Below are 12,570 nucleotides of genomic sequence, written 5' to 3'. Positions count from 1 at the left end.
CCTTGCATGACCCTGAATGCGCTGCTGTTGGTCAACCTGGGCTCGCCGGCCTCGACACGGGTGGAGGACGTGCGTCGCTATCTCGACCAGTTCCTCATGGACCCCTACGTGGTCGACCTGCCCTGGCCGCTGCGCCGCCTGCTGGTGTCCCTGATCCTGCGCAAGCGCCCGGAAGAGTCGGCGCACGCCTATTCGTCGATCTGGTGGGACGAGGGCTCGCCGCTGGTGGTGCTCAGCCGCCGGCTGCAGCAGGTGATGCGCAAGCACTGGACCCACGGGCCGGTGGCGCTGGCCATGCGCTACGGGCAGCCGTCGATCGAGAACGCACTGCTCGACCTCTATGCCCAGGGCGTGCGCCAGGTGACCTTCGCACCGCTCTATCCGCAGTTCGCCGACAGCACCACCACCACGGCCATCGAGGAAGCGCGCCGGCTGATCCAGACGCTCAACCTGCACGGCATGTACTTGCAGGTCCTGCCGCCGTTCTACGCCGAGCCGGAGTACCAGCAGGCGCTGCTGACCAGCGTACGGCCTTATCTGGAGCAGCCCTACGACCACCTGCTGCTGAGCTTCCACGGCCTGCCAGAGCGGCACATCCGCAAGCTGGTGGGCGACCCCAGCCACGACCTCACTGCCACCAGCAGCCGCAACGTGCGCCCGGAAGTCCTGGCGCTGTGCTACCGCAGCCAGTGCCTGCGCACCGCGGAAATCTTCGCCGAGAAGGCCGGGCTGGAGAAAGGACGCTGGTCGGTGTCCTTCCAGTCGCGCCTGGGCAAGGCCAAGTGGATCGAGCCCTATACCGAGGCGCAGTTGGAAGCGTTGGCTAAGCAAGGTGTGAAGCGCCTGCTGGTGATGTGCCCGGCGTTCGTCGCCGACTGCATCGAGACGCTGGAGGAGATCGGCCAGCGCGGTCGCGAACAGTTCATCGCCGCTGGCGGCGAGGAGCTGGTGCTGATCCCCTGCCTGAACGACCAGCAGGCCTGGGCCATCGCCCTGGGCCGCCTCTGCGAGCGCCTGCCCGAGCCGCTCTGAGACCGGTCGCTCATTAGCCGGAGGGCGCCGCGCGCATTCACCTACCTGATAGTGAGCGCGCCCGTCCGCATCCCTTGCCTAAGCTGGACCCTCTCCCCATCGCTCGCGCCGCGCTGGCGGCGAATCAGGAGTCCGGCATGCACAACAACAATAATGGCTACCCCTCCAGCGCCGTGGCCTGGTCCACGGTGGCGATCCTGATGATCGCCTACGTCCTGTCGTTCATCGACCGGCAGATCCTCAACCTGCTGGTCGGGCCGATTCGCCGCGACCTGGCGATCAGCGACACGCAGATGAGCCTGCTGATGGGCTTGTCCTTCGCGCTTTTCTATACCCTCTGCGGCATCCCGCTCGGACGCATGGCCGACAGCCGTAGCCGGCGCGGCCTGATCACCTTCGGTGTACTGGTGTGGAGCGCCATGACCGCGGCCTGCGGCCTGGCCCGGCAGTACTGGCAGTTCCTGGCGTTCCGTGTCGGCGTCGGCGTGGGCGAGGCGGCCTTGTCGCCGGCGGCCTATTCGCTGATCGCCGACAGCTTCCCCGCGCAGCGCCGCGCCACCGCCATCAGCGTCTACTCGATGGGCATCTACCTCGGCTCCGGGCTGGCCTTCCTGCTCGGCGGCCTGGTGATCAAGTTCGCCTCGGCGCAAGGCGACCTGCACCTGCCGGTGCTTGGCGACGTGCGTCCCTGGCAATTGATCTTCCTGGTGCTCGGCGCCGCCGGTGCGCTCTTCACCCTGCTCATGCTGGCAGTCAAAGAGCCGCAGCGGCGTGGCGTCGGTGCTGGGGTCGAGGTGCCGATGCGCGAAGTCGGCGCCTACCTGCGGGCCAACCGTCGCACGGTGATCTGCCACAACTTCGGCTTCGCCTGCATCTCCTTCGCCAGCTACGGCAGCGGTGCCTGGGTGCCGACCTTCTTCGTCCGCACCTACGGCTGGGACGCCGGGCACGTCGGAGTGGTGTACGGCAGCATCGTTGCAGTGTTCGGCTGCCTGGGCATCGTCTTCGGCGGCCGCCTGGCCGACCGCTGGGCCAAGCGCGGGCGCAGCGACGCGAACATGCGGGTCGGCCTGCTGGCTGCCTGCCTGGTGCTGCCGCTGTCGCTGATCTACCCGCTGCTGGACAACGCCAACCTGGCCGCCGCCTTGCTGGCGCCCACGGTGTTCTGCCTGAGCATGCCGTTCGGCGTGGCCCCGGCGGCGATCCAGGAGATCATGCCCAACTCGATGCGCGGCCAGGCCTCGGCCATCTACCTGTTCGTGGTCACCCTGTTCGGCCTGGGCGTCGGCCCGACCGCGGTGGCGCTGGTCACCGACTTCGTCTTCCACGACGACATGGCCCTGCGCTACTCGCTGCTGATCGTCACCAGCGTGGCCCTGCTGGCGGGCGTGGTGTTCCTCGCCAAGGGCCTGAAGCCCTATCGCCAGAGCCTGGAGCACCTGAAGAGCTGGAGCCTGCAGCGCGAGGCCGGGCAGGACGGCGACGCGCTGCAACGGCAGCCGGCGTGAGCCTCAGCGCCAGCAGTCGCTGACGCTGCCGGTGCCGCTGCTGCCCTTTTCGCCCTGCGCGGTCAGGGTGAGCTGAGTGCACTTTTCATCGGTGAAGGTTGGATCGGCGGCGAGGGTGTAGCCCCCGTCGCCGCCGCTGCTGCTGACCGCGAGGGTGTAGAGCCCGGTTGGCGAGGTGACCGTGCTGCCGTTGGTGCCGGTGAGGTTCAGGTTGGCCACGGCGGACTGATCGGTGACATAGCCGGAGCTCGGGTTGAGTGCGTACCAGCGCTCTTCCTGGGCGGCGGCCTGGTTGAGCAGGGCCTGGCCTTCCGCGCGCTTGCCGCGCAGCACGTATTCCACGTAGCTCGGATAGGCGATGGCGGCCAGGATCGCCAGGATCACCGTGACCACCATCACTTCCAGCAGGGTGAAGCCACCCTCGAATCTTTGCTCGTTCATTCCTGTTCCTTGATGTTCAGCCAGTTGCGCCGACCGGATGCCGAGCTGCTGGTGGCCACGTCCACGCAGCCGTTGCTGCCGCAGACGTTGACGTCGCTGCTGGTCGAGCTGGTGTTGCTGAGGGTGAAGCCGCCTTTCAGGCCGTTCATCTGGATGCCGGAGACGACACTGCTGTTGTAGAGGTCGCTGTCGTCCACCACGCCGTCCTTGTTCAGGTCCAGCGTGGTGAAGTCGGTGGCCCCGCCGGTATACGGATCGAGGGTCATGAGCCAGGTGGTGACGCCGTCCGCGCAGGGGTCTTCGTTGGGTGTGAGGGTGCTGGTGAGCAGCACGCCGGCGGTGACGTAGGGATTGTTGACCACCATCTCGCCGGTGCTCGGCAGGTCGAGGTACCAGCCGTACTTCGAGACATTGCCGCTGCTGTCGTACCAGGTGACGTCGTTGTCGCTGACCGTTCGCACCGTCTGGGTGACCGCCGTGCCGTTGTTGTCGAACGAGGCAGTCACTTCGCTGGTGCTGATGGTCTGCTGCTGCAGCTTGCTGCGACTGAGTGTCGGCGTGCTGCTGGTGCTTTCGCCGGCGGTCTGCCGATCCCAGATGCCGTACAGGCTCATGGCCTTGGTGGTGTTCGGGTCGGCGTCGTCGGACTCGATGTACTTGCCGGTGCCGAACGCCACGAGGTAGCCGGTGCCGGAGCTGTGCTTGACCAGGTAGGGCGCAGTGGTTATCGGCTGCACCTGGCCGGACGCGGTGGTCGCGGTGTACAGCGGCGTGCCGCCGAAGGAGACCTTGAAGCTGCCGGCGGTGGTGCTAGCCGTCAGGCTGCCCGCGCCGATCAGGTCGAAGCGCCAGAGGTTGCCGTGAAGGTCGCCGGCGTAGACGTAGTCGGTGACCAGGTCGCCGTTGATGTCGGCGGCGCGCGGCGTCGCCAGGCCATTGGCGGTGGTCGTGCCGTCGCTGGCGGTGAGCGCATTGATCAGGCTGCCGTCCTTGACGTCCATCAGGTAGAGCACGGCCTTGTCGTTGGCGCCGTTGTAGCCGTTGCCGAGGATCACCGCCCAGGTGCCGTTGTGCAGCAGGCTGATGGTCGGGCGCGAGTAGGTGTAGCCCAGCTCGCTGTAGTCGCTGTCGCTGTAGCTCTTCTCCCAGAGCAGCTTGATGTTCGCCGGGTCGGTGATGTCCAGCGCGAACAGTGCCCGTCCGCCGCCACGCAGGGTGCCGACCAGGACGGTGTGCCAGGCGCCGCTGAAGTAAACGTCGGCGGTCACTGGCGAGCCGTCCACGTAGTACTGGTGCGTCTTGCTCGTGTAGCTGCTGTCGCTGAGCTTGTAGAGGTTGCTGACCACCGCGCTGGGCACGTAGGCGAAGACTTCCTTACCGTCGCCGTCGAAGGCGTGCAGCATGCCGTCGTTGGCGCCGACGTAGATCCGCGTCGCGCGTGCGCTCCAGGTGTCCTTGAAGGTCGTGTAGGAAGTGTCCGTGCTGCCGAGCGTGGCGTTCATCAGCGAAGACAGGCGGTTGGGCGCGCCCACCAGTACCGGCGAGGAGTCGATGATGTCGCCGAGCACGCTGCTGCGCGTGCGGAACAGGCTGCCCTCGTTGCTGCGATCGCCGCGCAGGAAGGCGACGCGCTTCTCGCCATTGCTGTCGATGACTCCCGCGTAGGTCTTGTTCAGCGTGGTCTGCTGGGCGCTGCTCAGGTTGCTCCAGGTGAAGTCCTTGAGCCCGGTGGTGCTGCCGCTGCTGGCCATCTTCACCACGCGGGTGGAGTAGGCGCTATTTCCGCTGCCGTAAATGGCGTCGAGCTCATCCTTGGCGCTCCACACCTGGGTCTGGGTGCCGGCGGTGGTGTCCTGCTGGTACTTGATCAGGTCGCCGCTCCAGTCGGCGCTGTTGAACTTCGGCGTGTAGCTGTAGAGCGCGCTGTCAGTGGTGCTGCTATCCGAGTCGAGCAGGGGCGAGCTGGTCAAGGCCGGGCTGGCGCCGGAGTCTTCGCGTTGCGAGATGCGGTTGACGACGTTCTGCAGGGCTTCTACCAGTTCGCCGGGCGAGTCGACGCTGAAGAACTCGCCACGCGAATCGATCGCGGCATGCCACAGGTCGTAGACATTGTTGGCGCTGCCGGAGCTCGCTGCCGGCCAGTTCAGGGTGCCGGCAACGAGCTTGTCGTAGTCGCCGGAGTAGGTGTCGCCGCCCCAGGCCGGGTTGGTCAGGCTGGTGGTCAGTCCGAGGCCGACGAAGTAGCTGACCATGTGCTGCCAGGTCGCCGGGTCGTTCTTCGGGTTCCAGTACTGGGTGGTGGCGTTGCTGTTGCTTTCGGCGACATAGGCCGGCACCTCGTTGGCGATGTTCGGTTGGGCGTCGGTCGCCCAGTACTTGAACGCCAGGTCGGCCAGGGTGTTGGAGGTGCTGTCCTTGTAGGGCGCGCGTGGCGTGTAGGACTGCCCGTCGGGCAAGGTCTGGGTGGCGTTGTCGTATTCGCCATGGCTGCCGGCGGTGTTCCAGATGCCGTCGGTCAGGGTGATGCCGTAGCTGGCGCGGCAGCTGTACAGCGGGGTTTCGCTGGAGCCGATGGAATAGGCATAGGGGCTGTACTTGCCGGTCAGGCTCAGCAGCGCGCCGACGCGGTCGACTGCCGCGAGCAGCGGGGTTCCCTGGTTGAAGTAGATGTCGCCCAGCCACTCGAAGAACTGTGCCCGGTGGGTGCCGGAGAAGGTCCCCAGGCGGTTGTCGTAATAGGTGGTGCTGGTGTTGCTCAGACCCCGGCAGTTGTAGCTGGAGGTGTAGGTGCTGCTGGTGATGCAGGTGTCGCTGGTGCCCAGTGCCTGCCAGCTCAGGCGGGCGTTATCCGGCAGCGAGGAGAAGGCGATGTTGGCGCCGGACTGGGTGGCCAGCTCGCGGTTGCGATAGAAGCTGTACCAGTTGGCGAAGTTCTGCCGCTCGTCACCCCCGCTGGGGCTTGAGGTGGAGGAAACGTTCACCAGCTTGTAGCAGTTGTCGTCGTTGGTGCTGGCGGTGCAGCCGCTCAGGCCTGTGTTGTAGACGTAGTAGTACGCGGGAACACCTGTCTTGGTGCGGTCCGTGGTGGTGACGGTGGTGGTCGTCACCGGCGTGGCGGTGGTGGTGACGGTGACCGTGTACTTCTTGTTGTTGCCGTTGCCGGACGATGTGCACTTGATGTTCGAGTAGCTCGTGGTCGTGGTGGTGCTCGTCGTGGTGGTCACTCCATTGCTGGTACTGCTGGTCGACGACGTGCTGCTAGTGCTGCTGATATTGGCAGGGCAACTGCTGGCGCTGGTTGCGTAGGTGACGCTGTTGGTCACAGTGCTAGTGCCGGTACTGCTGCTGCTCGTAGTGCTCGAACCGAAGTCCGCCGAAGGGTTGGCTGCCAGGTAGTAGACCTTGCCCGTTCCGCTGTATGAGGTGTAGCCGGTATAGGTCCAGTAGGTGCTGTCGGTGGTCGCGCGGGCGGTGTCGTATTCCCAGCTGACCATGTATGCCGAACTGAGGTCGAGGCTGCCCTTGCTGGTCTTGAAACCGTTGACGTATGCGGCGGTGAAGCTGGTCGTCAGCGGGGTGTAGGTCATGCCGCCGTTGCTGTAGGTGACGCTGTACGGTGCCTGATAGGTGACGTTCGGGTTGTAGTACAGCGGGTTGAACGTGGACGACTTGGCGCGTCGGCTCGTGCGCACCTGGTCTGCCGTATAGCCGTTGAAGGTCGAGCCCGTGGCCGGGTTCAGCCCGTCCGGGGCGAAGGACCAGCGCATGCTGTTCGAGTTGTCGAGGGTCACCATGATGTTCGGCGCCACGCCTTCTGTGAGGAACAACGGCTGCTGGCTAAGGGTGAGAGTGGCGGCGTCGGTCGGGTTGGCCACAGCGAGCAGGAGGCCGCCGAGCAGGGTCGGCAGCCAGGGCAGGGCGAGGCGTCGATTCACGTCGGGCTCCTCAGTAGTAACGGCGAATGGTGACGGTCTGCAGCACGCTGGTGAGGCGCTTGCCGTCGGCCTGGGCGGCTGCGCTCACCCGGTAGTAGTGCGGTCCGCGCCCCTGGGAGCGCTCGTCGGGATCGGTGATCTCGACGTTTCCGCCGGAGTCGGCGGGATCGAAGGCGATGTAGGCAGCGTTCCAGCGCGGCACGGTGGTGAAGGTAGTGCTGCCGTCCATGCCCAGGTAGGCGATAGAAGTGGCGTCGCTGCTCCACCAGGAGGTTCCGGCCGTGGTGTTGGTGTCGTACTTGTCGCTGGCCAGGACGCACAGGTTGGCGTGGTTGGCGACGCTAGCGGTGCAGGAGTCGGAGCCCTGGTCCAGGCTGGTCTGCGCGGCCAGCCGCCGTTCGCCTTCGCGCAGTGCCGATTCGGCTGCCGCGCGGGCGTGTTGCTGTTCGCCGAGGTTGCCGATCAGGCGGGTTTCGGTGGTGGTGCTGCGCATGCTGCCGAGGGCGATCAGGGTGCCGAGCAGCAGCATCACCAGGGCGATGACCAGCGTGGCTCCGGTTTGTGTGCGGGCGCTTGGGTGTTGGCTCATGGCATCAGGTTCCTCAGCATCACGCTGCCCTGGGCGATCTGGTAGGCGTAGGCGGTGTCTTCGCTCAGGGTCTTGCCGCTGATGGTTTTCCAGCGGCTGGCGATATCGCTGCTCATGCCGCCGCGGGTGACGGCTCCGCTGGCGAGCAAGGCGGCATAGCCAACGGACAGGCTGCTGGCGTTGGTCGACGGGAGGGTGGAGAAGACGAAACCGGCCACGCCGCTGATCAAGGTCTGCTCGGTGCCGTCCTGCGCCTTGCAGGTCAGGGTGCCGCTGCTCGGCGTGCTGCCGGCGACGTAGCTGATGCGGGTGAGGATGCTGGTGCCGCGCGGCACGAACTTGCCCAGGCAGTCGTACTGGTTGCCGCTCGAGGCCTGGGCGGTCTCGTCGCTCGCGCCCTGGTAACGGATGCAGATGCCGGTTTTGTCGCTGGTCAGCTGGAAGGTCTGCCCGGCGCTGAAGGCTGGGCAGCCGTTGCTGCTGCCCAGAGCCGGGAAGGCGCTCTCCAGGGAGTCCTGCGGCAGATGGCGATAGCCGGTGCGGGCCAGTTGCTGGTCCAGCAGCAACAGGGCGTAGCGCGCGTTCTCCTGGTTACTCAATTGACCCTGCTGGAACTGGAAGTGGGCCTTGTTGTTGATGTACAGCTGCGTCGCGCCGAGGATCAGCAGGCTGCCGATAGCCAAGGCGACCATCAGTTCGATCAGGGACAGGCCGGTCTGGCGCCCCGGGGATACATGGGTGGACATGCCGGACCTCAGAGTTCGCCGCGCAGGCGGTAGGTGCACAGGTTGTCGTCGCATTGGCCGGTCGGGTCCTTCCAGGCGATCTGGATCAGCACGGCCGAACTGGGGGTGGCGCTGCAGATGCCGTCCGACTGGCTGGGGCAGACGCTGTAGCTGGCGCTGAGGATCGCGCTGGTCACCGGCAGGCTCGCCTGCACCGACTGCAGCCAGCAGGCCAGGTCGGCCTTGGCCACATCGCTGCCGCCAGCGCCGCGATCACGTGTGGAGCAGTCGCTACGCGTAGTGGTCTCGAAGGCGTCGCCGAGTGCCTTGTAGTAGGCCGAGCTGCTGCTGAATTTGTTGCTGCTCAAGGCGCCAGCCGGGTTGCTGCGCATTTCTTCGAGCAACTGCTGGGCGAGCTGGATGGCCTCGTTGCGCTGCAGCGCGTCCTGGGTATAACGCATGCTTTTGCCCTGCAATGCGGCCATGCCGAGCGCACCGACACTGACCAGCAGCAGGCTGATCAGGACTTCCAGCATGCTGAAGCCACGTTCGCCTCTCATGACGAGCACTCCGTCGAGCTGCTGGTGATCTGTCCGCTGCCATAGATTTGCAGGACCCGGCCGGTAACGGTGCTGGAGCCGGAGGTGGGGCAGAGGGTGATCGTCAGGCTGGTCGTTTCGCCGGATAGCGTGCCCGACGGCGAGAAACTGAGCCTGGTGCTGCTGGCGGTGGCAGTGACGCTGCTGGAGCCGTTGATTCCCTCGCTGCCGTACTTGCGCAGGACCTCGTTCCCGGCATCGACCTCGAGCGCACCGACCCAGTTGCTGTCGGTGGCCTTGACGGTTACCGAAGTCCCACGCGTGATCGCCTCGCTGCGAGCGTATTGCAGCAGGTGGGTGAGTTCGGCACTCACGGTGTCGACCTTATTCTTCTGGATCAGGTCGCCGAACATGGGCGTGGCGAGGGTGGCCAGGATCGCCAGGACGGCGAGGGTGACCATCAGCTCGACGAGGGTGAAGCCTCGGTTCGTTTCGTTTCCCGGCATGGCGGATTCCGCTGGCGTATGGACGGTGGAGCCGGTACGCGCCCGGCATGGCCGTGCATGGATATCCGTTGCATGTAAGGGGAGTTTTTGCCGTCTGTATCAGGAGGCGAACATGACCGCGAACGGTCGGATCGGAGGGGCGAGCGGTAGCGTGTGTCAGCGCCGAGGTGGCAGAAAAAAGCCCCGCATCGCGGGGCTCTTTTCGTCAGTGCGCCGGCTCCGGCTCGGTGGCGGGGAGGGCGTCCTTCTTCGCCAGCAGCGTGTAGACGCAGGGCAGGACGAACAGGGTGAAGAGGGTGCCCACGCTCATCCCGGTGGCGATCACCACGCCGATGTCGAAGCGGCTCACCGCGCCCGCGCCGCTGGCCAGCAGCAGCGGGATCACGCCCAGGACCATGGCCGCGGTGGTCATCAGCACCGGGCGCAGGCGGATGGCCGCGGCTTCTTCCACCGCTTCGCGCACCGACAGGCCGCGCTCGCGGCGCAGCTGGTTGGCGAACTCGACGATGAGGATGCCGTGCTTGCTGATCAGGCCGATCAGCGTCACCAGACCGACCTGGGTGTAGATGTTCAGGCTGGACAAGCCGAGGAACAGCGGCACCAGCGCGCCACAGATCGACAGCGGCACCGTGACCATGATCACCAGCGGATCGCGGAAGCTCTCGAACTGCGCCGCCAGCACCAGGAAGATCACCGCCAGGGCCAGGGCGAAGGTCAGCATCAGCGCGTTGCCTTCCTGCACGAATTGCCGCGAGGCGCCGGCGTAGTCGAAGGCGAAACCGCGCGGCGACTCATCGGTGGCTATTTGCTTAACCGTGTCGATCGCTTCGCCCATGCTGACCATCGGCACGCCGGAGATGATCGCCGAGTTGAGCTGCTGGAACTGGTTGAGCTGGCGCGGGCGGGCGCGCTCGTGCAGGGTCACCAGGGTCGACAGCGGCAGCAGGTCGCCCTGGCCGTTCTTCACGTAGTAGCTGCCCAGCCAGTCGGGGTTGTCGCGGAAGCGCCGCTCGACCTGGGCGATCACCTTGTAGCTGCGCCCGTCGATGGTGAAGCGGTTGATCTCGCCTTCGCCCAGCAGGCTGGCCAGGGTGACGCCCAGGTCCTGCATGGAGACGCCCATCTGCGCGGCTTTTTCGCGGTCGATGTCGACCACCAGCTCCGGTTTGTCGAAGGCCAGGTCGAGGTCGAGGAAGGCGAACTTGCCGGACGCCTCGGCGCGCTTCTTCACCCGCTCGGCGACCTGCAGCAGCGACTCGTAGTCGTTGGCGGTGTTGATCACGAACTGGAACGGCAGGCCCTCGCCGGTGCCCGGCAGCGACGGCAGGTTGAAGCCGAAGATCTGGATGCCGGGGATCTTGTCCAGCTCCGCCTGCACCGCGCGCAGCAGCTCCATCTGGCTGCGTTTGCGCTCGTCCCAGGGCTTGAGCAGCATGCCGCCTATGCCGGTCTGCACGCCGTTGTAGCCATTGATCTGGAACGCCGAGTAGTACTCGGGGAAGGTGCGGAAGATGCTCTCGAACTGGCTGGTGTACTTGTTCAGGTAATCCAGGTTCGCGGTCTGCGGCGCGCTGCTCATGATGAACACGATGCCCTGGTCTTCCTCGGGCGCCAGCTCCTTGTGGGTGAACATCAGCAGCAGCGGGATGATCGCCAGCACCAGCGCGCCGAACACCAGCACCACCGGGCGGCTGTCGAGCGTGGCATGCAGGCTGCGCTGGTAGCGGCGCTTGAGCGCTTCGAACATCACGTCCAGGCGATGCGCCAGGCCGCTGGGGTTTTCCTCGTGGCGCAGTAGGCGCGAGCACATCATCGGCGACAGCGTCAGCGCGACTATCCCGGAGATGATCACCGCACCGGCCAGGGTGAAGGCGAACTCCTTGAACAGCGCGCCGGTCAGGCCGCTGAGGAAGCCGATGGGGGCGTACACCGCGGCCAGGGTGATGGTCATGGTCACCACCGGCACGGCGATTTCCCGCGCGCCTTCGATGGCACCCTGGAACGGCGTCTTCCCTTCCTCGATGTGACGGTGGATGTTCTCCACCACGACGATGGCGTCGTCCACCACCAGGCCGATGGCGAGTACCATCGCCAGCAGCGTCAGCAGGTTGATCGAGTAACCCATGGCCTGCATGAAGAACAGCACGCCGATCATCGACAGCGGGATGGTCACCACCGGGATCAGCACCGAGCGGAAGGCGCCGAGGAACAGGAAGACCACGACGATGACGATCAGGATGGCTTCGCCGAGGGTCTTCACCACCTCGTCGATGGATGCCTGGATGAAGCGCGTGGCGTCGTAGGCGATGGTCACCTTGAGGTTCGGCGGCAGCTGTTCTTCCAGCTCCGGCAGCTTGGCGCGGACTTCCTTGATCACGTCCAGCGGGTTGGAGCTGGGCGTGCCCTTGATGCCGATGTACACCGAGGGAATGCCGTTGAAGGAGCTGACCGAGTCGTAGCTCGCCGCACCCAGCTCGACCTTCGCCACGTCGCCCATCAACACCCGGCGGTCACCGAAGGTCTTCAGCGGGATGGCGGCGAAAGCCTGCGGCGACTTCAGGTCGGTGGCGGCGTTGACGCTGGTGAGCACCAGCTCGCCCTTCACTTCGCCGGCGGCGGACAGGAAGTTGTACTTGCGCACTGCGTCATCGATGTCGCTGGCGGTGATGCCGTAGGCGGCCATCTTCACCGGGTCCAGCCACAGGCGCATGGCGAACACCTGGTTGCCGAGGATCTCCGCCTCGGAGATGCCCGGCAGGGTGGCGAGCTTGGGCTGGATCACGCGGGACAGGTAGTCGGTGATCTGCGGGTTGCTCATCTGTTCGCTGAAGAAGCTGATGTACATCAGCGCCGAGGCGTCGGCGGCTTCCTTGTCCAGCACCGGGTCTTCGGCGTCGGGTGGCAGCTGGGTCTTCACTTCGCCGATCTTCGACAGCAGCTCGGTCACCAGGCGGTCGGTATTGGCGCCGATGTGCGCGTAGATCGAGATCACCGAGTAGTTCTGCCGGCTCACCGAGGTCATGTAGTCGATGCCTTCGGCGCTGGCCAGGCTCTGCTGCAGCGGCTGGGTGATGTAGCCCTGGATGGTCTCGGCGTTGGCCCCGGCATAGAAGGTGGTGACGGTGATCAGCGCGTTCTCCATCTGCGGGTATTCGCGGATCACCAGGCGGCTGAAGGCCTGCATGCCGAGCAGGACGATCAGCAGGCTGACCACGGTGGCCAGCACGGGGCGACGGATGAACGGATCGGTAAAGGCCATGGTTCCAGTCCTTTGTCATTCGGCCTGCGCGCTATG

At 65.7% G+C, this 12,570-nt stretch carries 9 protein-coding genes; 2 read left to right on the top strand and 7 right to left on the bottom strand.

Annotation, left to right across the window (positions count from 1 at the left end; all coding sequences use genetic code 11):
* The first annotated feature begins 6 nt into the window (after positions 1–6).
* Positions 7–1,032 (top strand): ferrochelatase, encoded by a 1,026-nt coding sequence (gene hemH / locus ACA097_RS08280; protein WP_371369676.1) that lies wholly within the window; start codon positions 7–9, stop codon positions 1,030–1,032.
* A gap of 137 nt (positions 1,033–1,169) precedes the next feature.
* Entirely contained in the window at positions 1,170–2,540 is a 1,371-nt protein-coding gene (locus ACA097_RS08275; protein WP_043249305.1) for an MFS transporter, read from the top strand.
* A gap of 3 nt (positions 2,541–2,543) precedes the next feature.
* Here the strand turns inward: ACA097_RS08275 and ACA097_RS08270 are convergent, their stop codons facing one another.
* The 7 genes from ACA097_RS08270 to ACA097_RS08240 form a co-directional block, all read right to left on the bottom strand.
* Positions 2,544–2,981 carry a type IV pilin protein gene (locus ACA097_RS08270; protein ID WP_160285835.1) on the bottom strand — a complete coding sequence of 146 codons (438 nt, stop codon included), beginning with the start codon at positions 2,979–2,981 and terminating at the stop codon, positions 2,544–2,546.
* Complete coding sequence (locus tag ACA097_RS08265) at positions 2,978–6,916, bottom strand: pilus assembly protein (RefSeq protein ID WP_371369673.1); 3,939 nt, start codon at positions 6,914–6,916, stop codon at positions 2,978–2,980. Before ACA097_RS08265 ends, ACA097_RS08270 begins: the two co-directional genes overlap by 4 nt.
* Positions 6,917–6,926: 10 nt before the next feature.
* On the bottom strand, positions 6,927–7,505 hold the full coding sequence (locus ACA097_RS08260; protein WP_371369671.1) for a PilX N-terminal domain-containing pilus assembly protein: 579 nt from the start codon (positions 7,503–7,505) through the stop codon (positions 6,927–6,929).
* Positions 7,502–8,251 carry a PilW family protein gene (locus tag ACA097_RS08255; RefSeq protein WP_371369669.1) on the bottom strand — a complete coding sequence of 250 codons (750 nt, stop codon included), beginning with the start codon at positions 8,249–8,251 and terminating at the stop codon, positions 7,502–7,504. The genes ACA097_RS08260 and ACA097_RS08255 overlap by 4 nt, the downstream gene beginning before the upstream one ends.
* An 8-nt stretch (positions 8,252–8,259) precedes the next feature.
* Complete coding sequence (pilV, locus tag ACA097_RS08250) at positions 8,260–8,790, bottom strand: type IV pilus modification protein PilV (RefSeq protein ID WP_043249311.1); 531 nt, start codon at positions 8,788–8,790, stop codon at positions 8,260–8,262.
* Entirely contained in the window at positions 8,787–9,275 is a 489-nt protein-coding gene (locus ACA097_RS08245) for a GspH/FimT family pseudopilin (RefSeq protein ID WP_371369666.1), read from the bottom strand. Before ACA097_RS08245 ends, pilV begins: the two co-directional genes overlap by 4 nt.
* 205 nt (positions 9,276–9,480) lie before the next feature.
* Positions 9,481–12,534: a multidrug efflux RND transporter permease subunit gene (locus ACA097_RS08240; RefSeq protein ID WP_371369664.1), complete on the bottom strand. Its 3,054-nt coding sequence runs from the start codon at positions 12,532–12,534 to the stop codon at positions 9,481–9,483.
* Positions 12,535–12,570 lie beyond the last annotated feature (36 nt).

The sequence above is a fragment of the Pseudomonas sp. QL9 genome (assembly GCF_041409665.1).
Classification (GTDB): domain Bacteria; phylum Pseudomonadota; class Gammaproteobacteria; order Pseudomonadales; family Pseudomonadaceae; genus Pseudomonas; species Pseudomonas knackmussii.
This window is presented reverse-complemented; position numbering and strand designations above follow the sequence as displayed.

What these genes read in the sequence shown, in the direction of transcription:
- hemH (WP_371369676.1), top strand. Translation starts at nt 7, where the DNA reads ATGACCCTGAATGCGCTGCTGTTGGTCAACCTGGGCTCGCCGGCCTCG.
- ACA097_RS08275 (WP_043249305.1), top strand. Translation starts at nt 1,170, where the DNA reads ATGCACAACAACAATAATGGCTACCCCTCCAGCGCCGTGGCCTGGTCC.
- ACA097_RS08270 (WP_160285835.1), bottom strand. Translation starts at nt 2,981, where the DNA reads ATGAACGAGCAAAGATTCGAGGGTGGCTTCACCCTGCTGGAAGTGATG.
- ACA097_RS08260 (WP_371369671.1), bottom strand. Translation starts at nt 7,505, where the DNA reads ATGAGCCAACACCCAAGCGCCCGCACACAAACCGGAGCCACGCTGGTC.
- ACA097_RS08255 (WP_371369669.1), bottom strand. Translation starts at nt 8,251, where the DNA reads ATGTCCACCCATGTATCCCCGGGGCGCCAGACCGGCCTGTCCCTGATC.
- pilV (WP_043249311.1), bottom strand. Translation starts at nt 8,790, where the DNA reads ATGAGAGGCGAACGTGGCTTCAGCATGCTGGAAGTCCTGATCAGCCTG.
- ACA097_RS08245 (WP_371369666.1), bottom strand. Translation starts at nt 9,275, where the DNA reads ATGCCGGGAAACGAAACGAACCGAGGCTTCACCCTCGTCGAGCTGATG.
- ACA097_RS08240 (WP_371369664.1), bottom strand. Translation starts at nt 12,534, where the DNA reads ATGGCCTTTACCGATCCGTTCATCCGTCGCCCCGTGCTGGCCACCGTG.